We start from the raw sequence: 26316 nt of genomic DNA, 5'->3' as shown, positions 1-26316 counted from the left end.
AAATACCTCCAAATATAATATTAAATAAATTTTAAGCTACTTTTAACTCTTTCTCTTCATCAAATGCCTTTTTATCAAATTCATCTTCAGAATTTCCAACTAAAAGTGTTACAACTGCACTTGATGTAACGTTTGTCATAGTTCTTATCATATCAATTATAACATCAATACCAAGGAACATTGCCAATCCTTCAATAGGAAGGTTCAAACTTGATAATACAACTGTTGCAGCCATAATAGCAGCACCAGGAACACCAGCTATACCAATTGAACCAAGTGTAGTAGTTGCAACAAGTAATAAATAGTCATTTAATGTAAGATCTATATTAAACATTTTTGCTATAAATATAGCTACTAGGGCAGGGTATATACCTCCACCAGCATTCATCCCCATAGAAGAGCCAAGTGGAGCAACAAAACTTACTATTTTATCAGATATTTTTGCTTCATTTTTAAGCGCTCTTATTGTTATTGGAAGTGTTCCATAACTACTTCTTGTGGTAAATGCTACAACCATTGGTTCAGAAATACTTTTATAAAATCTAAATGGATTTATTTTTGCAAATACTGCTATTAAGCTTCCATGTACCACTAATAAGTGTAGAATACATGCAATATACATTGCTAATATCACTTTTGCAAGTGGTATTAATGTAGAAAGTCCAGATGAGGCAGATATAGAGATCATAAGACCAAATACACCATATGGAGTTAAAGCAATTACAATTTGAGTTATTCTAAACATAATTTTAGAAAATGAATTAATGAAATTCTTAACTGGTTTAACTACTTCAGAATCCTTTGTACCTTCAATTATTATAGCAATTGAGAAAAGCATAGAGAATATAATAACAGGTATTATTTTGTCAGTAGCCATTTCATTTACTATATTCATAGGTATCATGCCCATTAAAACATCTTTAAAAACAGGTATTTCTCTTGCTTCAAAAGATGAATCACTAATAAATTTAACACCTGAACCTATACCCATTAAATTTCCAACTAATATTCCAACTACAGTTGCAATTGTAGTAGTGCCTAAAAGAAGAGCTATAGTTTTAAAGCCTATTTTCTTAAGTTGGTCTGGGTTATCAAGAGATGTAACACTTGAAATTAAAGAACTTACAACAAGGGGTATAACAAGCATTTTAATTAAACTTATATATATACCACCAATAGGTTCAATTATCATTGCATTTTCTTTAAATATAGCACCAAACCCAAGTCCCAAAGCCATAGCTATTAGAACTCTATTCCCAAAACTTACATTCTTGTTTTTAAGAAAATATAAAATACCAAGTAGTAATATACCTACTAATAAACCTATATATTTTGACATTATTTTACCTCCTAAGTTATCTATCTTTTAATATAAACAATTTTCTAATTTAAATATTTATACTCATGCTGTTTGTATATGCGCGCTTTACACAAACAAAAAAAACTCCTACCTCTGTAATATACAGAGGCAGAAGTTAACTTCCGCGGTTCCACTCTAATTAGGCAAAGTTGCCCATCTCATACTAGACACAAACATGTCTATTCTCTATAACGGGAGAACCCGTAGCAGCCTACTATAATTTCGGCCTAACACTCACAGGGGCACTTCGGTTATAATTCTACATAAAACTCTCTCAGCCAAGGAGTTCCTCTCTGTAATGATTCATATAACTTACTTTTCCTGATCATAGTGCTTAATCATTAATTCAGATATGTTTACTAGGTATTTCATGTTTATTATTATAAATACATATTAAATAAAAATCAACACCTTTTTATTATTTTTATATATTTTTTAAAATTAGGTATTTTTATTTATTTTTTCTATATATTTTTAATAACTGCAATCTCTGTACATAGAGGGGGGATTAAATTGAATTTTGAAGTTATAGTTAGATATTTCGGAGATTTAACAAATTTACAAAATGAACTAGGCGTAAGAGTAGAGTTACTAGGTTTTAACTACGCAATAATAACTGTTCAAAATGAAAGTCAAATAGATCAATTATTAAATTATCCTCAAATAGTATACGTAGAAAGACCATTTATTTTAGGACCAGGACAAAATATACCTTCATTTTTCTCAAGTGGAATAGTTAACTTTAAAAATCAAACAGGGCTCACTGGCAATGGTGTTATACTAGGGATAATAGACTCAGGCATAGACTATAATTTACCTATTTTTAAAAATCCAGATGGAACTAGTAAAATACTTTATTACTGGGATCAATCATCAACTCAAGGAAGCCCACCTCCTGGATTTACTAATGGTACATTATATACACAAGAAGATATAAATAAAGCTATAAATAGGGAGATAAATATACCTGTATCATTAACTGCTGCACATGGAACTCATGTAGCAGGAATAGCAGCTCGTATTGCAAATGAATCTAATTTAATTGTTGTAAGAGTTGGAAGTATACAAACAGATGTGTTTTCAAGAAGTACAGAGTTTATGAGGGCAATAAAATTTGTAATAGATGCTTCTATAGAAAAAAATATGCCAGTGGCTATAAATATGAGTTATGGAACTAATGAAGGATCACACTTAGGGGTATCCTTATTTGAACAATACATTGATGATATGTCACTTATGTGGAAAAATAATATGATTGTATCAGCGGGAAATAATGCAAATAAAGGTCAGCATAAATTTATACAACTAGTCCCTAATCAAAACCAACAAGTAGAGTTTGTAGTTGGAGAAAATGAAAAAATATTAAATCTAAATATATGGCCTAACTTTGCAGATGATATTGCAATATCTATAACAACTCCTACAAACAATACTACACCTGAACTAAGCTTGAATTCACGTCTTCTAAGAACTACTTTAAACAGGACTAATATAACGGGGGTTTTCTATCCAATTCCACCTTATACTCTTTTAAGAAGGGTTACTATACAATTATCATCTAATACATCTATACAACCAGGTATATGGAGAATAAACTTTAGGCCAACTACTATAGTAGCTGGTGGAATTAATATATACTTGCCTACTTCTGAGGGGCTAAGTCCTGATACTAGATTTTTAAATCCAACTGTAAAGTTAACAGTTACAGTTCCAGGTACTGCAAATAGAGTTATAACTGTAGGTAGTTATAATGATGCAACAAGTGCAATTTCACCATTTTCTGGCCAAGGAGATGCAAGTCAAGGAGTATTAAAACCAGATATAGTAGCACCAGGAGAAGAAATATTATCGTATTTGCCTGGAGGAAATCAAGGTGTTTTAAGTGGAACAAGTATGGCGTCACCCCATGTAACAGCATCAGCTGCATTACTTATGCAGTGGGGAATAGTAAACAACAATGATCCATATATGTACGGAGATAGATTAAAAGCAATTCTTCTAAAGTTTGCAAATAGAAATGGGCAAAATATAGCATATCCTAATGATGTATATGGCTATGGAAGACTTGATTTAGACAATATACCACTTGAAAGTGGAGCAATGGTTATGAATATTGACGAAAAAGATGGGTTTAACAAAGCAGATGAATTTAAGTACTACGGCAAAATTGAAAAAAAAAACCCAACTATTAGATATACAGCTAGAGAATCAAGTGGATTTTTTTTCTCATATAGTGGAGATGTAATATCACAACTTGATACTATAGGAATGCCTTATACATTTATTCCATTGGGAGTGAATACAGCATTAGTTTATTTTGATGAATTTGTTAGAACTGAACAATTATTGCGATTACGTAACATAGATGATTTAGTAAGAAGCTTGCCAATGGTTTTATTAGGAGAAAGACAAGAATCTATTCAAGGTGGTGTAACTGCAACGCAAGAAATAGGAGCTAAGTTTTTTCAAACTACTCCATATGTACCATTAACAGGTAGAGGAGTCTTGATTGGACTTATAGATACTGGAATAGATTATCTGCATCCTGATTTTAGATACGAAGATGGAACATCTAAAATTAGGTATATTTGGAACCAAGAGCAAAATATAGAAGGAAAAAATCCTGAAAGATTTCCCTTTGGAACAGAGTATAACAATCAAGAAATAAATCAGGCAATAGCTAACAATAATCCAGATTTAGGTATGGATACTGTTGGTCATGGAACTTTAGTTGGGGGAATAATGGCTGGCAGAGGAGTTGTAAATCCTGATTATATAGGAATCGCACCAGATGCAGAACTTATAGTTGTAAAGTTAAGACCATACATGGATTATGATTACGACAGTACAGATGTTTTAGCTGGAATGTACTATTGTTATGATAAGGCATATGAGTTAAATATGCCTTTAATTTTAAATATATCTTTAGGAAGTAACTTTGGTGGAGCAAATGGAACAACCATATTTGAAAATCTAGGCTTATATGAAGAACAGGGAGTAATAACTGTTGCAGCAGCAGGAAATGAAGGAAACACCCAAACCCATTATTCAGGAAATATGGAAAATCAAGGAGAAATAAGAGATGTAATAGTAGAAGTTGCTCAAGGAGAAAAGGATATGAGAATAGAGGTATGGGTAAAAAGGCCTGATAAGGTATCTTTAAGTATAATATCTCCATCTGGAGATGTAAGTAAAGAACTTCCTGTTAGAAATTTCCTTAGAATAGAAGGACTATTTAACCTAGAAAATACTCGTTATGCAATAACTTATTATTATCCAGAAGCAAATTCAGGAGATGAGTTTGTTGGAATAGTTCTATATGATGTAAAGCCTGGTATATGGACTTTAAGACTAAAAGGGGAATATATAATAGCTGGCCAGTATGATATATATTTGCCTAATAGGTCTGTATTACAACCAGGTACTAAATTTGCAGAGCCAGACCCATTTGGAACTATAACCTTTCCTGCCACATCAGCTGAATTTATAACTGTTGGAACATATAATAGTATAAATAACAGTATATGGCAATCTTCATCAAGAGGGCCAACAAGGTATGAACAATTAAAGCCTGATATAGTAGCACCTGGTGTAAATATAATATCAACATCACCAGGTGGAGGATATTCTACTTTAACTGGAAGTAGCGCTGCTGGTGCACACGTTTCTGGAGCGGCGGCACTATTTTTACAATATTTATTAGTAGAAAATGTAGACCCTTATAGAGCTTTTATACAAATGATAAAAACATTTTTTATGGCAGGAGCTAGGACTTCTCCGGAGATAACTTTTCCTAATTTAAGTTATGGGTATGGTATTTTAGATTTAATCAAGACATTTGAGAAGTACAGGTAAAAATCCAGTATATTAGAAAAAGAGTGGATAGATATCTACTCTTTTAGTATATTTTTTAAAACTTTTAGAATAATTATCGTAAATAAAGTAAGCATTTTTATAGATAGAACTAAATTAGTAAAATGGAGGTGGATAAATGGCTGACTTATCACAATTTGCTAAAGCATATTACGTATTATATGAAGGAGATATAAGAACAGCTCTTAACAATATAGGTCTTAATAACTTAATAATATTGAATAATAGGAATGCCCTTTTATATACTCCAGTTGATATTACTGATGAATTAATACTAAGTGTAAGCGAGATAAAATTATTGAGACCATCATTAGCTATGGGGGATTTGGGGATAATTACAAATAACATTAATGAAGGTGTAAGACCTAGTGATGGAATAGGTGATACAGGACTTGTACAAAGTTCTTACCTAAATTTATCTGGAAGTGGAGTAATAATAGCAATAATAGATTCTGGAATTGATTATACTCATCCAGATTTTATTAAGCCAAATGGAACTTCAAAGATAATAAGAATATGGGACCAAGAAAACCAAAATGGGACTCCTCCTGAGGGATATTTATTTGGTTCAGAATACACAAATGAGCAAATAAATGAAGCTATTAAAAACAATGACTTGTCATTAATTATGGATACTAGAGGAACTGGAACTATGTCAGCAGGACTAGCAGCAGGCCTAGGGTCAATTGATAGAGAAAATAGGGGAATAGCACCAGGTGCTGATTTATTAGTAGTAAAACTAAGAGAATACCCAGATCCATTCATGACTGGAGAATTCTCTTATAGAAATATCGATTATTTAGCTGCGGTTGATTACGCTTTTAAAGTTGCTACAGACTTGAATAGACCTTTAGTTGTAAATGGAACAGTTGATATTAGGGGGTGGACTTTTGGAACTAGAACAGCATTAAATGCATTGAGATTTGCTAATAAAAAGGGAAGGGTTATAGTATATGGAGCTGGAAATGAAGGGAATACAGATACTCATTATTCTGGTAGATTCACACACAAAGGAGAGTTTCAAGATATATTAATAGAAGTAGGAGAAAATCAAGAAAACTTAAGTATATTTTTAATAGCACAAAGACCTGATAAAATATCAATATCAATAATAACGCCAAGTGGTGAAATATCTCCTAAAATAGATTATAGAGAATTTTATCTTTATTCCGGAACCTTTAATATACAAGATGTGGATTTTACTGTTTTTTATTACTTTCCTGAATTTATAACGGGAGATTTATATGCTAGTATAAATTTATCTAGAATTAAACCTGGAATATGGACTATAAGATTGCATGCAGATCATATAGTGAGCGGAATACACGATTTATTCATGCCAGTTACGCCTCTTATAGATGCTAATACTAGATTTTTAAAACCAGATCCATTTGAGACAATAACTATATTTGGGAGTGATTCAGGAGTAATTACTATTGGTTCATATGATATAAAAACCTCAAGTATATGGATAGGTTCATCTAATGGTGCTGTACCTGTTGATTATATAAAACCAGATATAGTTGCATCTGGTGTAAATGTTATAGGTCCATTTCCAGGAGGTATATACAATACACTGACTGGAACAGGGGCATCAAGTTCTATTGTATCTGGAGTTGTAGCACTTATTCTAGAATATTTTTATGTAGATGGAAGAAGTATTGAATCTGCGTATACTCAAGTTATAAAAACCTTTTTAATGGTTGGTGCTACAACTAAATATGCATATACCTTTCCAAATGTAATTGAAGGGTATGGAGAGTTAAATATAATAAATACCTTTAGACAGATATCTCAAAGCTTATAACAAAAACTATTGATTAGTTTAATCAATAGTTTTTTGTTTTGTAAAATAAACCAAATTTGAAGAATACTTTATTTTATTAGAAAATAATATTGAATATTATGAATTAATCTTTAAAAAATAAAGTTGTAAAAAATTATATTAAAGTGATAAACTGTTTTTATTGTTAATTTATTATGTAAAATAAATATATTATCTTAAAAAAGCATATATTATTTATTAATTGTTTATTTAATTTAGGACTTTATAAAAAACCAACATTTTTTAAAAAAAAGATGATATAATTCATACTAATATAAACATTCATGACATGAGGGGTGATTTTGTGGAAAGAAAGTTCAAAAAAGTATTGGTTGCTAATAGAGGAGAAATAGCTATTAGAATTTTTAGAGCATGTGCAGAATTAGGTATAAGAAGTGTAGGTATATATAGCAAAGAAGATAAATATAGTCTTTTTAGAACTAAGGCAGATGAATCTTATTTAATAGGAGAAGGTAAAGGTCCACTTGATGCCTATCTTGATATAGATGGAATAATAGATTTAGCCAAGAGAAAAGGTGTAGATGCTATACATCCTGGGTACGGATTTTTATCAGAAAACCCAGAGTTTGTTAAAAAGTGTGAAGAAAATAATATAGTTTTTATAGGACCTTCTGCTAATATTATGGAAGCTATGGGAGATAAAATAAATTCTAAAAATGTAGCAAAAGAAGTTGGTGTTCCTACAATACCTGGAATTGATTATCCTGTAGATAATATAGATGAACTTAAAAAAATTGCATCGAATATAGGTTACCCTATAATGTTAAAAGCCTCAAATGGCGGTGGCGGAAGAGGTATGAGGGTAATTCATAGTGAAGATGTACTTGAGGTAGAATTTAATACGGCATGTAGTGAGTCAAAAAAGGCATTTGGTAAAGCTATGATATTCGTAGAAAAATATCTAAGTAATCCTAAGCATATAGAAGTACAAATATTAGGAGATAAACATGGAAATATTGTTCATTTATATGAAAGAGATTGTTCAGTTCAAAGAAGACACCAAAAGATAGTTGAGTATGCTCCTGCTTTTTCATTAGATGAAAACCTTAGAGAGAGTATATGTAATGATGGTGTTAAATTAGCTAAACACGTTGGATATGTAAATGCAGGAACATTAGAGTTTTTAGTTGATGAAGATGGTAGCTATTACTTTATAGAGATGAATCCTAGAATACAAGTAGAACATACTATAACAGAAATGATTACAGGAATAGATATAGTACAAAGTCAAATATTAGTTGCACAAGGATATAGTTTAGATAGCGATGCTATAAACATAAAATCACAAGAAGATATAAAAATAAATGGATACTCTATACAATGTAGAATAACAACTGAAGATCCGAAAAATAACTTTATGCCTGATACAGGAAAGATAAACGTATATAGAACTGGATCTGGTTTTGGGGTAAGACTTGATGGAGGAAACGGATTTGCAGGGTCAACAATAAGTCCTTACTACGATAGTTTACTAGTAAAAACTATATCTTGGGATAGAACATTTGAAGGTGCAATAAGAAAAATGACACGTTCTATAAAAGAACATAGAATAAGAGGAGTTAAAACTAACGTTGGATTTTTAGTAAATGTATTAAATCATCCAGATTTCATATCTGGAAAATGCAGTACAAAATTTGTAGATGAGACAGATAGTTTATTTAAATTTATAGAAGATAAAAATAGAGGAACAAAATTACTTCAATATATAGGAAATGTTATAGTAAATGAAAATAAGGGTAGTGATAAGCCACAGTTTGATAGTATATATGTTCCAAAGGCAGAAATAAAACTGCCAGGAAGTAGAGATTTATATAAGAAATTAGGAACAAAAGGTTTTATTGATTATATAAAAAATGAAGACAAGTTGCTTATAACAGATACAACTATGAGAGATGCACATCAATCTCTTCTTGCTACAAGACTTAGAACTAATGATTTACTTAAGGTAGCAGATGCAACAAGCTCTCAGATGAATGATTTATTTTCATTGGAGATGTGGGGAGGAGCTACTTACGATGTAGCTTATAGATTCCTAAAAGAATCTCCTTGGAGAAGATTACAACAATTAAGAGAGAAAATACCAAATACATTGTTCCAAATGTTATTTAGAGCATCTAATGCTGTTGGATACAAAAACTATCCAGATAATATAATCGATGAGTTCATAAAAGAATCAGCAAATCAAGGTATAGATGTATTTAGAATATTTGACTCATTAAACTGGGTTGAAAATATGAAACCTTCTATAGAAACAGCACTTAAAACAGATAGTATAGTTGAAGGTACTATATGTTATACAGGGGATATATTAGATAAAAGCAAAACTAAATACAACCTAGAATATTATGTAAATATGGCTCTAGAACTTGAAAAATTAGGAGTTCATATAATAGCAATAAAAGATATGGCTGGACTTTTAAAACCATATGCTGCATATGAGTTAGTTAAGGCATTAAAAGAAAATGTAAAAGTTCCTATCCACTTACACACACATGATACAAGTGGAAATGGTATAGCAACTTACCTAATGGCAACTGAAGCTGGGGTTGATATAGTAGACTGTGCACTAGAATCTATGTCAGGGCTTACAAGTCAACCATCATTAAACTCAGTAGTGGAAGCATTAAAAAATACTAAGAGAGATACAAAAATAGATATAGAAAGATACCAAGAAATAAGTGACTATTATAAAGATATAAGAAATATATATTCAAAGTTTGAAAGTGATTTAAAAAATCCATCTGCAGAAATATATAAATACGAAATACCAGGAGGTCAATATACTAACTTAAAACCTCAGGTAGAAAGTTTAGGTCTTGGAAATAAGTTTAAAGAAGTAAAGGAAACATACAAGGTAGCAAATGATTTATTAGGAGACATAATAAAAGTTACACCTTCTTCAAAGGTAGTTGGAGATTTAGCAATATTTATGGTTAAAAATGATTTAACTAAAGATAATATAGTAGAAAAAGGAAATAACTTATCATTCCCAGATTCTATAGTAGATTATTGTAAAGGTATGATAGGTCAACCTGAAGGTGGAATACCAAAGGATTTACAAGAAGTTGTTTTAAAAGGCGAAGAACCTATAATTGTAAGACCTGGAGAACTTTTAGAAGAAGAGAACTTTGAAAGTACAAGAAAGTACCTAGAAGAGAAATTTAACATGAAAGCAAACATTAGAAATGTAATAAGTTATTTACTATACCCAAAGGTATATGAAGATTACTTAAGTCATTTAAATACTTATCACGATATATCAAGACTTGAAAGTGATGTTTTCTTCTATGGTTTAAATAAAGGCGAAGAATGTGAAGTAGAAATAGATCCAGGAAAAATTCTTACTATTAAGTTTATAGATATGACTGAAGCAAATGAGAATGGAAATAGAACTTTAATGTTTGAATTAAATGGAATGTTAAGAGAAATAGAAATAGAAGACAAAAATTTCTCAAGTAGTATAAAAAATGTACAAAAAGCAGATTTAAATAATGAATTACAAATAGGAGCTAGTATTCCTGGTAAGGTAGTTAAGGTTATAGTAAAAGAAGGCGAAGAAGTTAAGAAAAATCAACCACTTGTAATAATTGAAGCTATGAAAATGGAAACAGTAATAGTTGCAAAGGTAGATGGAGTTGTAGATGAGATATATGTAAAAAATGAAGAAATGGTATCTGACAAACAACTTTTAATAACTATGAAATAAAAAAATAGCAAAATTTTCTTTATGAATTATAGTCATCTTAAATAGGGAAAATAAGAATAAGAAAGAAGTTTTCTTACTTTCTCAAAAATATAAAAAGGAGTGACTATAATGGAAAAAAAATTGCAACCTTTGACAGGAAAAAATAATGCAAGACTTCGTGCATATAGACCAAAGCAAAGTGAAGCAACAGCAGGTTGGCAAGATATAGAAAGATATGCTCCTCATGCAAAAACACCAATACCATCAGAAATAGGAGTAGAAGAAGCTAAAGATTATGTAGACAATGTAAGTAGATTATCATAGCATAAAGAAAACTATTATGAATTATAGTCACTGTTAAATGAAAAAATATAAATAAGAAAAAGAAGTTTTTTCTTAAATTACGAAGGAGTGTGACTATAATGGAAAAAAAATTACAACCTTTAACAGGAAAAGATAATGCAAGACTTCGCGCATATAAATCAAAGCAAAGCGAAGCAACAGCAGGATGGCAAGATATAGAAAGATATACTCCTCATGCAAGAGTTCCTATACCAACACAAAGAGGAGTAGAAGAAGCTAAAGATTATGTAGATAACGTAAGTAGATTATCATAAAAAAAGAGGTGTATATACACCTCTTTTTAAATACTAAAGATTAACATTAAAATTTGCTATTTTGCTGTCATTTATAGATGAAACATCTTTTGTTCCTGTTAAAAGCATAGTTTGACCAAAATCATTTTTAAACTTATTTATAGTAGTTTTAACTCCATCTTCATGATTTCCATATGCCCCCCATATTATAGGTCTTCCAACTAATACACAATCAGCGCCAAGTGCTATATACTTAAATATATCAGAACCATGTCTTACATTTCCATCTGCTAGTATAGTTATTTTCCCTTTAAGTTTTTTAGCTATTTTAGGTAAAACCTCTGCAACTCCTAGTGTATCGTCAAGAATTCTTCCACCGTGATTTGATACAACTATAGCGGCTGCACCTGCTTTATATGCAAGTTCTGCTTCTTCTTCATCCATTATACCTTTTATTATAAATGGAAGTTTTGTTGATGATACTAATTCTTTTAATTCATCAACTGATTTAGGCCCTACTGGTTGATTGTTAAGAGCCATAGTTACAAGTCCAGCACCATCTATATCAATCCCAACTGCAACACAACCAGCTTCTTCAGCTACTTTTATTCTTTCTATTATATCTTTATTATCTCTAGGCTTTATAATAGCAATACCATTTCCGTTTACTTTCTTTATAGCATCTATTCCATATTGATAAAGCTTTAAATCAGCACCATCGCCAATCATTCCTATTGTATTAGAATTATGGCTTCCTATTATAGCTGCATTTACATATTCTTCTTCTGATAAAAATCCACCCATATTGTATGATGCTCCAGTTATAGGTGCAACCATTAATGGTAAGTCCAGTTCTTTTCCAAAAATACTAACTTTTGTATCAGGATTTTTAACATCATGAATAGTTTTTAGCTTAAGCTTTATATTTTTTATAGTACTGTAGTTTCTTTTAAAACTATCACCAGTTCCACATCCACCCATTCCAGGTACTTTACCTGCACACCAAACACCATTACATTCTTTGCAGACATTACAGTAACCTTTCATATTATTTCTAGCATTTTCTAAAACTTCGTTTATATTCATAAAAAAACCCCCAGTTGTAAATATATTATAACTAGACATAAGTCTATAATTATATTTTAAAGTATATTTATAAAATATGAAAGGTTAGTTATTTTTTATACATTACCCCAAGCTTCAAATATTATGTTATTAAACTTATCAACATCTTTTATTAGTGTAGGCATATTTATATTTGAATTAGGATTTTTTGTATTTACAATAAATCCACTTTTTAAATCATCTACTGTAGAATTTATATCTATAAAATTATCTTCAAATAAATCTGGATTTGTCATATATACACTTGCTACTATATCCCAGTTATGAAAGCCATCAATACCAAACTTATCCATTATAAATTCAAACCATTTATAAGTTTTAGAAGTTATATATTTATATATAGGTAAGTCATTTTTAGTTAATCTTTCATATTCATTTCTTCCAAAAAAGGCTTGAAGACATATATGGGCATTTAATATGGTAACTTTACATCCTGAATTGAATACTTTATGTGAAGCTTCTGGATCACAAGAAAAGTTAAGTTCAGCTAAAGGTTTGTTGTTAATAATAAGGGGCTTTGTTACTCCACCCATTAAAACAATTTCTTTTACTTTATTAAAAAAACTATTATCTAAATTATATGCTCCTAATAAGTTTGTCAAAGAGCCTGTTGCAAGTATAGTTATATTATTTGGATATTTATTAACAATTTCAACTAAAAAATCAGCAGCTTCGCTATTTCTATTTTCAGTATTTAATGCTCCCTTTAATAGTGGAGTGTGGTTTATATTAAGTTCATTAAACATATTTTTTGTATTTTCATAAACAGTTTCTAATTCATTGTTTCCATATGTAGTAGTAACCCCTAAAATATCAATATCATTTCTTCCAAGTAAATATAATAGTGTTAAACCGTCATCTACATCACATCCGTAAATTCCCATAGTATTGTCGCAGTCAAATACAACTTTATGCATAAGTAAACCTCCTTAGGTAAAAATAAGTATGTGATATAAGTATATATAATTCAACAAAAAATTACAAAATATAAAAATGCCATGTTTACTTATATTATGTAAATATGATATATATGATATAAGGAATGATATGTAAATGACTTATGAAAGGAGTAATATATGAAAAAAATTATTTCTATTTTAATGACATTACTTATAGTAATTGGTCTAACTGGTTGTGGAAATAAACAAAATATACAAGCAAATAATGAACAGATACTAAACGAAGATTGGGAAACTATACTTGAAAAAGCAAAAGGAACTACTGTAACCTATTATGGATGGGGTGGAGACGAAAAAATAAACAAATGGATAAATACATATGTAGCAAAGGAAATGAAAGATAAGTACGATATAACAGTAAAAAACGTTGGAATGGATGCTCAAGAATTTGTAAACAAACTTTTATCTGAAAAGCAAGTAAAAAACGCAAAGGGAAATATGGATGTACTTTGGATAAATGGTGAAAATTTTGAAGTAGCAAAGAAAAACGAACTTTTATTTGGACCTTTTACAGACAAACTTCCTAACATGGAAAAATATATTGATAAATCTTCACCAGCTATAAATAATGACTTTGGTACACCTGTTGACAAAATGGAAGCATCTTATGGTAAAGCTCAATTTACTGTAATTTACGACAGTTCTAAAATAAATGAAGCGCCAACAAATCATAAGAAATTACTAGAAATAGCAAAGGCAAATCCAGGAAAGTTCACCTATCCAGCCCTTCCTGATTTTACAGGAAGTGCATTTGTAAGAAATATAATATACGATGTAGTTGGATATGAAAATATTAAAGACCTACCAGCAGATAAAGAAAAGGTAAAAGCAGCAATACAACCTGCTATGGACTATTTAAATGAATTAAAGCCTTATTTATGGAAAGAAGGAAAATCGTATCCTTCTACAAGTTCACAACTTGACAATATGTATTCAGATGGTGAGGTTGCATTTTCAATGACTTATACACCAAATTCACTACGTGGAAGAATAAATGACGGAGAGTTTCCAAAGGCTACAAAAATAGTTGAATTTGATAAGGGGAATTTAAGTAATACTCACTTTATGGCTATACCATTTAATTCTCCTAACAAGTATGCTGCATTAGTACTTATAGATTTCTTAGAAAGTATAGATGCACAAGCTTCAAAGAGCCATTCAGAAAACTGGGGAGATGCTCCAGTTTTAGATATGAGTAAGTTAAGTGATAATGATAAAAAGAAATTCAGCGAGACCATAGTTATACCAAATGCTGTTCCAGAATTACCAGCTAATTTAGTGCCAATAATAGAGCAAATATGGATGGAGCAAGTAGCAAAGGGTGAATAAATTGAGTGAAAAATTAAAGCCATATATATTACTAACACCAGTATTAATTATATTGCTTAGTATATTTACTATAGGAATAACACTTTGTATATTCCAAAGTTTTGGATATTTTCCAGCAATAGGAATGACAACTATAACACTAGACTATTATAAAGAAGTTTTAAGAGATAAATACTTTTTAGAATCACTTGGATTTACATTAAAAGTTTCTTTTATATCTTCTGTTTTATCTATTATTATTGGAGTGACAACATCCTATTTACTTTTAAAAGATAATAAATTTAAAAAATTAAAGGAAGCCTTTATTAGGCTTCCTATTATAGTACCTCATATAGTTGTAGTTCTTCTTGTATATAATATATTTTCACAAAGTGGATTGTTTCCTAGAGTTCTATATAATATTGGGATTATAAAAGAACCAGAGCAATTTATGTCCATGGTACTAGACAAGCACGGAATAGGTATAATGTTAACATATCTTTGGAAGGAAATACCTTTTGTTGTACTTATGGTTTACAATATATTTTCGAATGTAAATGATAAATTAGAAGAAGTTGCTATAAACTTAGGTGCAAATAAATTTCAGTCATTCTTTTATGTATTACTTCCACTTTCAATGCCTACAATACTATCTTCATTTATAATAATATTTGCATTTACCTTTGGGTCATTTGAAGTACCTTTCCTTATAGGACCTACAGCTCCAAAACTATTACCTGTAGAAGCTTACATACAATACTCAAGTACAGATTTATCTCAAAGGCCTTATGCAATGGTTATAAATATTATTTTAACTTTAATATGCTTTTTACTTTTAATGTTATACAATAAAGTATTTGAAAAGCTGTATAAATATAGGCTATAGGTGATAAAATGAAAAAATTTAATAATATAGTTATAAATACAACTTTGTTTATATTAATATTTCCATTATTAACTTTAATAATATGGAGTTTTACTAACTCTTGGCCTTGGCCTAATATACTTCCAAAGGAATATTCTTTAAGAGGATTTGAATTCTTATTTACAATAGATAACTTAAAGGCATTAAACACTAGTATATTACTTTCTTTAATAATATCTTTTATAAGTGTTATTATAAGTATTCCAGCAGGAAAGGCTTTTGGACTTTATAATTTCAAAGGAAAAAAGTTTTTTGAACTTTTAGTATTGTCTCCTATAATAGTTCCAACAATATCTGTGGCTATGGGAATTCATATAGTATTCATACAAATGGGAATTGCAAATACTATTTTAGGTGTTGTACTTGTAAATTTATTGCCATGTATACCATATGCTGTTAGAATACTTGCTGATGTTTATGAAATAGTAGGTGATAAACTTGAAATGCAAGCAAAGGTATTAGGTGCAGATAGTATAAACACATTTATATATATAACTCTACCTCTTATAGCTCCAGGAATAATATCTGCAGCTAGTATGTGTTTTATTATAGCTTTTGGGCAGTACTTTTTAACTTTTTTAATAGGTGGAGGAAGCGTAATAACTTACCCAATGCTTATGTTTCCATACATACAAAGTGGAGATAGAACTATAGCTTCTTTATACAGTATTGTATTTTTATTGGTTAGCTTAATAGTTCTCATAATTTTAGAAAGTAGTATTAAGAAATATTACAAAACAAATAATAAGACATTTTTTATATAAAATTAGGAATTTTTTAATCAAGGAGAATATTATGTCTGAAGTAAAACTTGTAAATTTGTCTAAGAACTTTGACGGAAGAAATGTTTTAGATAATATAAATTTGACAATTGAAGAAGGCAAACTTATATCACTACTTGGGCCTTCTGGATGTGGCAAAAGTACAACTTTAAAACTTATATCAGGACTTATTAATCCAGATGGAGGAGATATACTTTTTAACAACAACTCCATATTGAATATACGTACAGAAAAAAGAGATGCAGTAATAGTATTTCAAGATTATCTGTTATTTCCTCATATGAATATTTATGATAATATAGATTTTGGTTTGAAAATGAGAAAAGAAAACAAACATATTAGAAAAGAAAAAGTAAATAAAATTATAGAATTGGTTAAATTAAATGGATATGAAAAAAAGTATCCATCGGAGTTATCTGGAGGACAAAAGCAAAGAGTTGCAATAGCAAGATCCCTTGTAATAAATCCTAAGGTATTACTTCTTGATGAACCATTTTCAAATTTAGATATAAGACTTAGAGACAATATGAGAGAGTTTGTCCTTGATATACAAAGAAAATTAAATATAACTACAATTCTTGTAACACATGATAAAGAAGAAGCACTTATAATGTCTGACAAAGTAGCTATAATGATAGATGGGAAGATAAAACAGTTTGGGACTCCAAATGATATTTATGAAAAACCAGAATCAATTGAAGTTGCCAACTTTTTTGGTGAAAAAAATTATATAAAAGGCAAGATACAGAACAATATATTAAAAACGGATTTAGGAAAATTTAAAGTAAATTACAATGAAAATAGTGATGTAAATGTTATGGTATCTCCAGAAAGAATAAGTATGTATTCTTTAAGCCATGAATCTATTGTTTTAGGTATAGTCACTAAGAAGAAATATGCTGGAGATAGAATTTATTATAATGTAGATGTGAGAAATAACAATTTAAAGATAAGTTCTGTAAATAACAGTTACAATATAGGAGACCAAGTAAAAATTGAAATAGATTTTGAAAATGCTGTTTATTTTAATTTATAAGGAGATTATATGATATCTATTATAATACCTACCTTAAATGAAGAAAAAACAATTGCAAATACTATAGAAAATTTAAAAAACTTAATTGGAGATAAAGAACTAATAGTAGTAGATGGTGGGAGTAATGATAATACTGTAATAGAAGCAAGTAAATATGCAAAGGTTGTAAAGTCTCAACAGGGAAGATCGTTTCAAATGAATGCTGGAGCAAAAATAGCAAAGGGAAACATACTATGGTTTGTTCATTCTGACTCTATAATCCAAAAAAATTCGTTAATGCATATAGAAAATGCAATAGATAAAGGATATGTAGGTGGAGGATTTCATTTATATTTTTACGACTTAAATACAAATTTTATGAAGTTTGTACAAGTTACATCAAATATGAGAGGTAAGTTTTTAAAACTTATATACGGAGATCAAGGAATATTTGCAAGAAAAGATGTTTTTGAAAAATTAGGAGGCTTCCCAGAGATAGAAATAATGGAGGATTGGGAATTTAGCCTTAGAATAAAAAAGCAAGGAAGAACATGTCTTATAAATACACCAATAGGAACATCGGCAAGAAGATTTAAAAAAGGTGGAGAACTAAAAACTTTGTTACTTATGCATAAACTTAAGATATTATATACATTAGGAGTATCGCCTAAGGAATTAGTCAAAATATACAGGGAGGCTAGATGATGAAAAATGCATTAATACTTATGACTAGAATCCCTGTTGAGGGAAAGACAAAAACTAGGCTTATGAGTGCATTAAGTGGATTAGAGTGTGCACAAATACACATGTGTTTTTTAAAAGATGTATTTTATGTTCTTAATTATATAAAAGATGATATAGATATATATCTAACCTATACACCTGAAGACCCATTTGAAATTATAGATGGCATAATACCAGATTATATAAATTGTTTCCCTCAGTATGGAGATAATCTAGGAGATAGAATGTCAAATGCCCTAAAACATGTACTATCTAAAAACTATAATAAAGTTTTATTAATGGGATGTGATATTCCACATATACAACCAGAAAATATAATAAATGCCTTTGAAAAGTTAGACTATAATGATTTATGTCTAGGTCCTACTTTAGATGGAGGATATTATCTTGTAGGTATGAAAAGCTCAATAGATTTAATATTTGACAACAACTTAAGGTGGGGATACAAAACTGTACTAGAAGGAACTTTGGATATATGTAATAAGAACAATATAAAAGTAGGACTTACAGATAAATTAGTAGACATAGATACTAAGGAAGACTTAATGCACTTATTTAATGAAATATGTAATAATAAATTCAAAAACAAGATAATGCCTGTAAATACAGCAAAATTCATACTAAGCCGTGAGAAAGGAACTGAGTATGCTAAAAGATACATTGAAAGATAAAATAAAAAATTATATATATGATTATGACTTAACAAACAAACTTAATATAAAAAGAGATTTTAATGTAGATTTTTTAGCTCAAGGGGAATACAATATTAACTTTACTATAGATGACAATGAAAAAAAGTATGTATTTAGAGTAAACACCAAAAGTCAGTTAGAATTAGAAAATCAAATTAAATATGAATACGATGCTTTGAAAAGTTTAGAAATAAGTAAGGTAACTCCTAAAACTTATTATTTAGATGATACTAAAAGTTATTTTGACTATGGAATATTAATAATGGAATTTTTATATGGAAGACCCCTTGAATACAATAAGGATATGAGTAAAGCTGGAAAAATATTTGGATGTATTCACTCACTGGATGTATCTAAAATCAATAATGATAACTTTATAGTAGAAAGCAATATATTAAGCGATAGAATAAAAGAAGGCAATAGATGGTTAAAAGACTTTTTTAAATCAAATTTAGTAGAACATGAACTTAAAGATTTGTTTTATAAACTTATAAATTACTGTGAAAAAAATAAGCATATTGAAAAATACTTTATAGAAAATAAGTGGCACGTTATAAATAACACTGAAGTAAATTCTCATAACTTTATAATAGGAGACAATAGTTATTTAATAGATTGGGAAAAGCCTGTTATAAGTGATCCATGTCAAGACATAACTCAATTCTTAGCAATTACAACTACCCTGTGGAAACAGAATTATATACTAAATGATTATGAAATAAATGAATTTTATAAATCATACATAGAAAATATAGGCGAAGATAAAAACATAAGAGAAAGGGTAGATATGTACAATCCTTATTTGTATTTAAGAGCCTTAGCTTGGTGTGCTGGTGCATATTTAGAATATCAAGATCCTAATAAAGATATAAAAAATATGGATACCTATAATAAAATAAAAGAATATTTAGACATAGACTTTATGAAAAAAACATTAAAATCTTATATAGGTTAAAAGGAGATAAATATGAAGTTAATATCATGGAATGTTAATGGAATTAGAGCTTGTGTAGGTAAGAATTTTTTAGATTACTTTAAAGAAGTAGATGCTGATATATTTTGTATTCAAGAAAGTAAACTACAAGAAGGGCAAATAAATTTAGAATTAGATGGATATCATCAGTATTGGAATTATGCTCAGAAAAAAGGATACTCAGGTACAGCTATATTTACAAAAACAAAACCTATTAATGTCACTTATGGAATAAATAAGGAAGAACACGACAAAGAAGGCAGAGTTATAACTTTAGAATTTGATGATTTTTATTTTGTAACTGTATATACTCCAAATTCACAATCGGCACTAGCTAGACTTGATTATAGAATGAGCTGGGAAGATGACTTTAGAAGTTATCTAAAAGAATTAGACAAAAATAAACCTGTAATAATGTGTGGTGATTTAAATGTAGCACACAAGGAAATAGATCTTAAAAATCCTAAAAATAATAAAAAAAATGCAGGATTTACAGATGAAGAAAGAAATAAATTTACAGAGCTTTTAGATTTAGGATTTATAGATACATATAGATATTTTAATCCAGACAAAGAAGGCGTATATTCTTGGTGGAGTTATAGATTTAATGCAAGGGCAAACAATGCAGGGTGGCGTATAGATTATTTTGTTGTTTCAGAAAAACTTAAAGATAGACTTGTAAGTGCAGATATTCATACTCATATATATGGTTCAGACCACTGCCCAGTTGAACTAGTTATAAAATAAGAGCTTATTATTAGGCTCTTATTTTTTTGTGCAAAAAAGTATTGATTTTAATTTGTTATCAATATATAATAAAAATACATAATTCCTAGTAAGTTGATAAGAATTAGGGAATTAAAAATATTTACCTAAAAATGCTTAACATATAAACTGAATGACATTGACATAAATTGAGGTGCTAACTATGGAAAAAATAATATATCCCCAAAAATTAATAGATAAAATAAAAGAAATAGCCGATGAATGTATAAATTGCAAGCTTTGTATGAAAGAATGTGTAATGTTAAATGATTTTTGCACATCTCCAAAGCCTTTATTTCAAGATATATTAGATAAAGAAGGAAACGTTGATCCTAAAATACCATTTTCATGTAATATGTGTAAACAATGTACAATAGTATGTCCAAAGGATCTTAAACTTGGTGAAGCATTTATGGACATGAGAAAAGAAATGACTAAGACAAATAATGGTAAATCACCAATGTCAGGACATAAAGCTGTAGATATGCATCAAAAATTAAGTTTTTCTAAAATGTTTAATACTTCAGTTCCTGATAAAAGAAAAACTGATATAAAAAGAGTATTTGTACCAGGATGTGCGCTACCTTCATACAATCCAAAGTTAGTAGGTCAAATACTTGAATACTTACAAAGTGTTTACCCAGGAACATCTGCAATACTTAAGTGTTGTGGAAAGCCAACTAAAGCATTAGGGCAAACTAAGCTTTTTGAAGAAAGATATTCTGATTTACAATCTGAAATAGATATACTAGAAGCTGATGAAGTAATAGTTGCATGTCAAAATTGTTATAACATAATAACTGAAAATAGCCCAAATCAAAGAGTTAGATCATTATGGCAAATATTACCTGACATAGGACTTCCTGAAGGGGCTAAGGGAAAAGGTAAAGGTAGTGATATTACTATTGCTATACATGATGCATGTCCAACAAGGGAAGTAAGCAGTATCCACTATGGTATTAGATGGATAATGGATGAATTAGGATATGAAGTTGAAGAACTTCGTTACTCAAGAGAAAACACTAAGTGTTGCGGTTTTGGAGGCATGATAGCTCCAGCTAATCCAGACTTAGCACAAAGAGTAATGAATAGAGTAACAGAGGAGGTTAAGTCTGATTATATGGTAACTTACTGTGCTTCTTGTAAAGATGCAATGGCAAGAGGGGGTAAGAAGTCAGTGCACATATTAGACTTAATATTTGGAGAACAATATAACTCACAATCTGAGTGGCCAGAAAGTCCAGGAAGTCCTTTAATAAGCTGGATGAATAGATATGCTTCAAAAAAAGAAATGAAAAAAAGAAAGAAATAAATAAATAATAAAAACAACTTGGGAGGAAATAAAAATGACGTTAAGAAAAAGACTTGTGATTTTAGGTTTAGCAAGTGTATTATCATTAGGGGTTGTTGGATGTTCATCAACACAAGTAAAGGAAGAAAAAGAAGTAACTAAGCAAGTAACTAAATACGAACAATACGTTCAAAGTGACAACATAATAAGTCCTAAAGATGCTAAAGCATTACTTGATAAAGGTGAAAATGTTGTAGCTGTAGATATAAGAAAAGATGTTGATTATGCATTAGGTCATATTGAAGGATCAGTTAATATATGGAGACCTGATTATGAAAATGCAAATGCAGAAGTAGAAGGAATGGCTGCACCAAAAGAACAAGTTGAAAAATTACTAGGTGAAAAAATAGGTGCAGATAACAAAACAACAATATTATTATACGATAACGCAGGAGATCTAGACGCAGCTAGATTCTGGTGGATGCTAGATATGTATGGATATGAAAATGTTAAGTTAATAGATGGTGGAATAGATGGATGGAAAGCTGATGGATTTGAAACAACACTTAAAGGCACTGAAGTAAATGCTAAAGAATTTAAGTTCCCAGAAGAAACAGATAACTCTAAGTTAGCTACATTAGATGAAGTTAAGGTAGCGCTTGAAGACGAAAACACTATAATATTAGATGCTAGATCTATAGAAGAAGCAACAGGTAAAGATTTAAAGAAAGGTGCATTTAGAAAAGGTAGAATACCTAATTCAACTTGGTTAGAATACAAGCAAGCAATAGCTGAAGATATGTCTTTCAAAAATGCAGATGAATTAAAGAAAATGTATGAAGAAATGGGAATAACTAAAGACAAGAATATAATAGTATACTGTCAATCCGGTGTTAGATCAGCTCATACTACTTTCGTATTAACTGAGCTATTAGGATATGAAAATGTTAAGAACTTTGATGGTTCTTGGATAGAGTGGAGTTATAACAAAGATCTTCCTCTTGTAACAGGAGAAGTAAAGTAATTAAAAAATTTGGGTTCGTTTTATAACAAACCCAAATTTTTTAATTGCCATTTAGATAATTATGGTTTAGAGGGTGTACAACATGATAACAAATGAATTTATAGTAGAAGAGTTTAAAAAAGGTTTTGACTGTGGACAAGTAGTTGTTAGCTATTTTGCTAATGAGTTTGGAATAAGTAAGGAAATGGCAAGAAAAATATCTGCAACCTTTGGGGCAGGAACTTTCAAATCAGAAACATGTGGGGCAGTGTTAGGTTCCTATGTTGTCATTGGGCTAAGATATGGACACTGTATAGAAGGCGATGGTGAAAAGAAAAGTACTACAATAGCAAAAATTAAAGAATTTGATGAGAAATTCAAAGCTATCCATAAATCAGAAGTATGTAGAGAGATGTTAGGTTATGATTTGAGCAAGGAAGAGGATAAAAAAGTAATTATGGAGAAAGGACTTTTATTCAGTTATTGTCCGAATGCTGTCAGAACTGCTGTTGAAATTCTAGAAAATCTATAGTCTTTTTTTAATAACATACCACGATAGGTTTTCCCTATACCTCGACAAATATCTATAGATTTTTCCTATTTGAAAGAAAACTAAATTTCATTTAAACTAAAGTAGGATTAACTTATAAGAGAATAGTTTAATAGGGAGGAACAGGTAATGAACTTTAAGAAAAAAGCAATGATTGCAGCAGTATTATGTGTTAGTATGGTAGGATTTGTTGGATGTAGCCCTAAAAATGATGGAGGGGACTCAACTAGTGCTCCAAAACAAGAAGAAAAAGTAGAAGCATCTGATAAAGTAGCTGGTGTATCACTAGAAAATCCTATAAAAGTTGATAAAGAAGCTGGTACTATAACTGTACTTACTCAAGTAAATGGTAAATATTTTACAGAAACAACTCGTCATGCTTCAGTATTTAAGGATGGAAGTAATGGAGCTAAGTCTGTATTTACTGCATATGCAGCTCCAGAAGACTTCTATAATGCACTTATAGAAATCGGAGCTGAGCCAGGAAATAATATGACTCCTGATAATGCTTCAACTACTAAAGTTGAAGGTACAGCACTTGATTTAAAGGTTACTTGGAATGGTGCTGATAAGGAATATGATGTTAATGAAGTTATTAAAGATAGCACTGGAGGTAAGATAGCCTTCAAATTTGGTGGAAATTTAGATAGAGCTAAAGCTAAGAAAACTGGATGTTTATCTTGTCTTGATAGCTGCCCAGTTGGTATAATATCTAACTCTACTTATGCTAATGGTGTAGTAGAAAAAACTCAAGAAGTTAAATTTACTGCAAATCAAGATGTGCTTCCAGAAGACGGAACTTATGTAGCTACAGTATATTCAATTGCCAAATAATTTAGATTAAGATTTAGCTTTGTATGGCTTTTCATACAAAATGAATTAGGAGGTTAATTGATGAAAAAACTAAGATTGTTATTTTATTATACTACTACAGGTATAGCACTAGGCTTTCTTTTAAGTATGTTATTGTTCTTTAGTGTAGCATATGAAATGATGGTAGGACTGGGGTTAGTAATGTATATCTTTACAGGCTTTGGACTTATGGTCGGTATTGCTAAGAAAAGACTAGATTGGAAGTATTCATTTTATATAATTGAATTATCAGCTATACTAATAGCTTTATTTACAGGAAGACTACAACAATTCTTTTATATTACAAGAGAAACACTATTAATTACAAATCCTGTATCAGAGATAATGCCTATTTTTATTGTATGTGCAATAGTAGTAAATCTAATAAATCTATATATTGTACTTACTGTTGGAAAATACCAAAAGGAATATACTAAGGAAGAAAGAAAAATTTTAAAAGAAAATGAATTAAAATTAAAAGATTTAAGAGAAGAAATAGATGAAGAAGAACTTGCAAAAATTAAGAAAAAGAGAAGATTAGGAAGACTTATTGCAATTGTAGGTATAGCAATTTTTATGGCTTTATACTTTACAATTCCGTCTCTTAATAATGGCTTAAACCATGCCTTTAGTACAATATCTAAGCTAGATACAGAAGTAGTAATTAATTATTTGAGATCATATGGTAAATTAGCTGCCGTAGTATCATTTATTCTTATGGTTCTTCAATCAATTGCTGCACCAATCCCAGCTTTCCTAATTACTCTTTCAAATGCAGCTATATTTGGATGGTGGCAAGGGGCAATATTATCTTGGTCATCTGCTATGGCAGGGGCTGCACTATGTTTCTTTATAGCGAGAGTACTTGGTCGAGATGCTGTTGAAAAGATTACTAGCAAAGGTGCAATGGCAACTGTAGATGTTTTCTTCGAAAGATATGGAAATTATACAATATTAATCTGTAGACTTTTACCATTTGTTTCATTTGACTTTGTAAGTTATGCTGCTGGTCTTACTAATATGAGATTTTGGCCATTCTTTATAGCAACAGGTTTAGGTCAATTACCGGCGACAATTGTGTATTCATACGTTGGAGGAACACTTACAGGTGGAGCTCAGAAATTGTTTGTAGGATTATTAACATTATTTGCTTTATCAATGGTAATAGGTATTGCAAAAAAAGTATATAACGATAAGCATAAAGGTAAGAAAAAAGAAGAAATAAATGAACAATAAAAAAGAAACCTGATGTATATTACATCAGGTTTCTATATTTAAGAAAGGATATGGAATATATGTCAAAACGACTAAAACAACTTCTCATTATAGTATTGACAATAGCTTTTTTTCTAATATATAAGATGTTTTTATCCAATATTACTGCCGCGTCTATTCGTGATTGGATAACTGGATTTGGTACTCTAGCGCCGATTGCATATATTATTGTATGGGTTATACTGCCAGTATTTTTCTTTCCAGTTCCTATATTGGCATTGGCAGGAGGTCTTTCATTTGGCCTTTGGACAGGTACACTATATACTTTAATTGGAGCAGCACTTAATAGTTCATTGATGTTTTGGATGGCTAAAGTGTTGGCAAGAGATATGGTAAATAAGTACCTTGAAGAAAAGATGCCGAAAAAATGGTGGGATAAATTTATGCAGGCAGAAGAAAAGGAAAGTTTTCTAATTGTATTTATATGTAGGTTAATACCAGCAATGCCATACAATGTAATCAACTATGCATCTGGACTTACTAACATAACTTTTAGTAAATATACTATTGCCACAATTATAGGAATTTTGCCAGGGACAGTAATATTCCTAAATGTAGGAGATAAGATATTAGATATAAAGTCTCCAGAATTTATAATTTCTATAGTTCTAGTGATATTACTTACTGTAGGATCGATACTATTAGGTAAGATGGTGTCTAAAAAGAAATAAATTATAAAAATATTTAACAAATAAAC

At 29.9% G+C, this 26316-nt stretch carries 22 protein-coding genes and 1 other annotated feature; of the genes, 19 read left to right on the top strand and 3 right to left on the bottom strand.

Going from position 1 to position 26316, the window contains the following annotated elements; translation table 11 throughout:
• Positions 1–31: 31 nt before the first annotated feature.
• Complete coding sequence (locus tag BS62_RS08800; protein WP_496490896.1) at positions 32–1339, bottom strand: dicarboxylate/amino acid:cation symporter; 1308 nt, start codon at positions 1337–1339, stop codon at positions 32–34.
• 122 nt (positions 1340–1461) lie between these two features.
• Positions 1462–1698, bottom strand: a binding site (T-box leader).
• A 175-nt stretch (positions 1699–1873) separates the two neighbouring features.
• On the opposite strand from BS62_RS08800, the gene cspBA reads away from it, so the two are divergent.
• From cspBA to BS62_RS08775, 5 genes are all read left to right on the top strand, one after another.
• Positions 1874–5215: a bifunctional germination protease/germinant receptor pseudoprotease CspBA gene (gene cspBA / locus BS62_RS08795; RefSeq protein ID WP_496490895.1), complete on the top strand. Its 3342-nt coding sequence runs from the start codon at positions 1874–1876 to the stop codon at positions 5213–5215.
• A 136-nt stretch (positions 5216–5351) separates the two neighbouring features.
• On the top strand, positions 5352–7040 hold the full coding sequence (locus BS62_RS08790) for a S8 family serine peptidase (protein ID WP_496490894.1): 1689 nt from the start codon (positions 5352–5354) through the stop codon (positions 7038–7040).
• A 322-nt stretch (positions 7041–7362) separates the two neighbouring features.
• Positions 7363–10785 carry a pyruvate carboxylase gene (locus tag BS62_RS08785; RefSeq protein WP_496490893.1) on the top strand — a complete coding sequence of 1141 codons (3423 nt, stop codon included), beginning with the start codon at positions 7363–7365 and terminating at the stop codon, positions 10783–10785.
• A 108-nt stretch (positions 10786–10893) separates the two neighbouring features.
• Positions 10894–11088, top strand: a complete 195-nt coding sequence (locus BS62_RS08780) for a CDIF630_02480 family spore surface protein (RefSeq protein ID WP_496490892.1) — start codon at positions 10894–10896, stop codon at positions 11086–11088.
• Between the two features lie 98 nt (positions 11089–11186).
• Entirely contained in the window at positions 11187–11381 is a 195-nt protein-coding gene (locus BS62_RS08775) for a CDIF630_02480 family spore surface protein (protein ID WP_496490891.1), read from the top strand.
• Positions 11382–11414: 33 nt separating this feature from the next.
• Here BS62_RS08775 and BS62_RS08770 read toward each other — a convergent pair whose 3' ends face one another.
• A complete protein-coding gene (locus tag BS62_RS08770; RefSeq protein WP_496490890.1) occupies positions 11415–12446 on the bottom strand; it encodes an alpha-hydroxy-acid oxidizing protein in 1032 nt (343 codons plus the stop codon).
• Positions 12447–12541: 95 nt separating this feature from the next.
• The gene (locus BS62_RS08765; RefSeq protein ID WP_496490889.1) at positions 12542–13402 is read right to left on the bottom strand and encodes a nucleoside hydrolase; all 861 of its coding nucleotides are present in this window, start codon (positions 13400–13402) and stop codon (positions 12542–12544) included.
• A gap of 159 nt (positions 13403–13561) precedes the next feature.
• Between BS62_RS08765 and BS62_RS08760 the strand changes: the two genes are divergently transcribed.
• The 14 genes from BS62_RS08760 to BS62_RS08695 all read left to right on the top strand — a co-directional run bounded on the left by BS62_RS08760 (position 13562) and on the right by BS62_RS08695 (position 26290).
• On the top strand, positions 13562–14773 hold the full coding sequence (locus BS62_RS08760; RefSeq protein WP_496490888.1) for an ABC transporter substrate-binding protein: 1212 nt from the start codon (positions 13562–13564) through the stop codon (positions 14771–14773).
• A 1-nt stretch (position 14774) separates the two neighbouring features.
• Positions 14775–15638 carry an ABC transporter permease gene (locus BS62_RS08755; protein WP_496490887.1) on the top strand — a complete coding sequence of 288 codons (864 nt, stop codon included), beginning with the start codon at positions 14775–14777 and terminating at the stop codon, positions 15636–15638.
• An 8-nt stretch (positions 15639–15646) separates the two neighbouring features.
• Positions 15647–16441, top strand: coding sequence for an ABC transporter permease (locus BS62_RS08750; RefSeq protein ID WP_496490886.1), 795 nt, complete (start codon positions 15647–15649; stop codon positions 16439–16441).
• Between the two features lie 31 nt (positions 16442–16472).
• Positions 16473–17495 (top strand): ABC transporter ATP-binding protein, encoded by a 1023-nt coding sequence (locus tag BS62_RS08745; RefSeq protein ID WP_496490885.1) that lies wholly within the window; start codon positions 16473–16475, stop codon positions 17493–17495.
• Between the two features lie 9 nt (positions 17496–17504).
• The gene (locus BS62_RS08740) at positions 17505–18179 is read left to right on the top strand and encodes a TIGR04283 family arsenosugar biosynthesis glycosyltransferase (RefSeq protein WP_496490884.1); all 675 of its coding nucleotides are present in this window, start codon (positions 17505–17507) and stop codon (positions 18177–18179) included.
• Positions 18179–18889, top strand: coding sequence for a TIGR04282 family arsenosugar biosynthesis glycosyltransferase (locus BS62_RS08735; RefSeq protein WP_496490883.1), 711 nt, complete (start codon positions 18179–18181; stop codon positions 18887–18889). Before BS62_RS08740 ends, BS62_RS08735 begins: the two co-directional genes overlap by 1 nt.
• Positions 18864–19865 (top strand): phosphotransferase, encoded by a 1002-nt coding sequence (locus BS62_RS08730; RefSeq protein WP_496490882.1) that lies wholly within the window; start codon positions 18864–18866, stop codon positions 19863–19865. The genes BS62_RS08735 and BS62_RS08730 overlap by 26 nt, the downstream gene beginning before the upstream one ends.
• Positions 19866–19877: 12 nt before the next feature.
• Positions 19878–20630 carry an exodeoxyribonuclease III gene (locus BS62_RS08725; protein WP_496490881.1) on the top strand — a complete coding sequence of 251 codons (753 nt, stop codon included), beginning with the start codon at positions 19878–19880 and terminating at the stop codon, positions 20628–20630.
• A gap of 181 nt (positions 20631–20811) precedes the next feature.
• A complete protein-coding gene (locus BS62_RS08720) occupies positions 20812–21960 on the top strand; it encodes a (Fe-S)-binding protein (RefSeq protein WP_496490880.1) in 1149 nt (382 codons plus the stop codon).
• Between the two features lie 34 nt (positions 21961–21994).
• Positions 21995–22963 carry a sulfurtransferase gene (locus tag BS62_RS08715; protein ID WP_496490879.1) on the top strand — a complete coding sequence of 323 codons (969 nt, stop codon included), beginning with the start codon at positions 21995–21997 and terminating at the stop codon, positions 22961–22963.
• 82 nt (positions 22964–23045) lie between these two features.
• Positions 23046–23474, top strand: coding sequence for a C-GCAxxG-C-C family protein (locus BS62_RS08710; RefSeq protein ID WP_496490966.1), 429 nt, complete (start codon positions 23046–23048; stop codon positions 23472–23474).
• A 147-nt stretch (positions 23475–23621) separates the two neighbouring features.
• On the top strand, positions 23622–24326 hold the full coding sequence (locus BS62_RS08705) for a YdjY domain-containing protein (protein ID WP_496490878.1): 705 nt from the start codon (positions 23622–23624) through the stop codon (positions 24324–24326).
• A 60-nt stretch (positions 24327–24386) separates the two neighbouring features.
• Positions 24387–25580, top strand: coding sequence for a TVP38/TMEM64 family protein (locus BS62_RS08700; protein WP_496490877.1), 1194 nt, complete (start codon positions 24387–24389; stop codon positions 25578–25580).
• A 59-nt stretch (positions 25581–25639) separates the two neighbouring features.
• Positions 25640–26290 (top strand): TVP38/TMEM64 family protein, encoded by a 651-nt coding sequence (locus BS62_RS08695; protein WP_496490876.1) that lies wholly within the window; start codon positions 25640–25642, stop codon positions 26288–26290.
• Positions 26291–26316 lie beyond the last annotated feature (26 nt).

The sequence above is a fragment of the Sporacetigenium mesophilum DSM 16796 genome (genome assembly GCF_059569055.1).
The sequence above is the reverse complement of the archived record's forward strand: the minus strand, read 5'-3'. Positions and strand labels throughout refer to the sequence as shown.

What these genes read in the sequence shown, in the direction of transcription:
- BS62_RS08800 (WP_496490896.1), bottom strand. Translation starts at nt 1,339, where the DNA reads ATGTCAAAATATATAGGTTTATTAGTAGGTATATTACTACTTGGTATT.
- BS62_RS08790 (WP_496490894.1), top strand. Translation starts at nt 5,352, where the DNA reads ATGGCTGACTTATCACAATTTGCTAAAGCATATTACGTATTATATGAA.
- BS62_RS08780 (WP_496490892.1), top strand. Translation starts at nt 10,894, where the DNA reads ATGGAAAAAAAATTGCAACCTTTGACAGGAAAAAATAATGCAAGACTT.
- BS62_RS08775 (WP_496490891.1), top strand. Translation starts at nt 11,187, where the DNA reads ATGGAAAAAAAATTACAACCTTTAACAGGAAAAGATAATGCAAGACTT.
- BS62_RS08770 (WP_496490890.1), bottom strand. Translation starts at nt 12,446, where the DNA reads ATGAATATAAACGAAGTTTTAGAAAATGCTAGAAATAATATGAAAGGT.
- BS62_RS08765 (WP_496490889.1), bottom strand. Translation starts at nt 13,402, where the DNA reads ATGCATAAAGTTGTATTTGACTGCGACAATACTATGGGAATTTACGGA.
- BS62_RS08760 (WP_496490888.1), top strand. Translation starts at nt 13,562, where the DNA reads ATGAAAAAAATTATTTCTATTTTAATGACATTACTTATAGTAATTGGT.
- BS62_RS08750 (WP_496490886.1), top strand. Translation starts at nt 15,647, where the DNA reads ATGAAAAAATTTAATAATATAGTTATAAATACAACTTTGTTTATATTA.
- BS62_RS08745 (WP_496490885.1), top strand. Translation starts at nt 16,473, where the DNA reads ATGTCTGAAGTAAAACTTGTAAATTTGTCTAAGAACTTTGACGGAAGA.
- BS62_RS08740 (WP_496490884.1), top strand. Translation starts at nt 17,505, where the DNA reads ATGATATCTATTATAATACCTACCTTAAATGAAGAAAAAACAATTGCA.
- BS62_RS08735 (WP_496490883.1), top strand. Translation starts at nt 18,179, where the DNA reads ATGAAAAATGCATTAATACTTATGACTAGAATCCCTGTTGAGGGAAAG.
- BS62_RS08730 (WP_496490882.1), top strand. Translation starts at nt 18,864, where the DNA reads ATGCTAAAAGATACATTGAAAGATAAAATAAAAAATTATATATATGAT.
- BS62_RS08725 (WP_496490881.1), top strand. Translation starts at nt 19,878, where the DNA reads ATGAAGTTAATATCATGGAATGTTAATGGAATTAGAGCTTGTGTAGGT.
- BS62_RS08720 (WP_496490880.1), top strand. Translation starts at nt 20,812, where the DNA reads ATGGAAAAAATAATATATCCCCAAAAATTAATAGATAAAATAAAAGAA.
- BS62_RS08715 (WP_496490879.1), top strand. Translation starts at nt 21,995, where the DNA reads ATGACGTTAAGAAAAAGACTTGTGATTTTAGGTTTAGCAAGTGTATTA.
- BS62_RS08710 (WP_496490966.1), top strand. Translation starts at nt 23,046, where the DNA reads ATGATAACAAATGAATTTATAGTAGAAGAGTTTAAAAAAGGTTTTGAC.
- BS62_RS08705 (WP_496490878.1), top strand. Translation starts at nt 23,622, where the DNA reads ATGAACTTTAAGAAAAAAGCAATGATTGCAGCAGTATTATGTGTTAGT.
- BS62_RS08700 (WP_496490877.1), top strand. Translation starts at nt 24,387, where the DNA reads ATGAAAAAACTAAGATTGTTATTTTATTATACTACTACAGGTATAGCA.
- BS62_RS08695 (WP_496490876.1), top strand. Translation starts at nt 25,640, where the DNA reads ATGTCAAAACGACTAAAACAACTTCTCATTATAGTATTGACAATAGCT.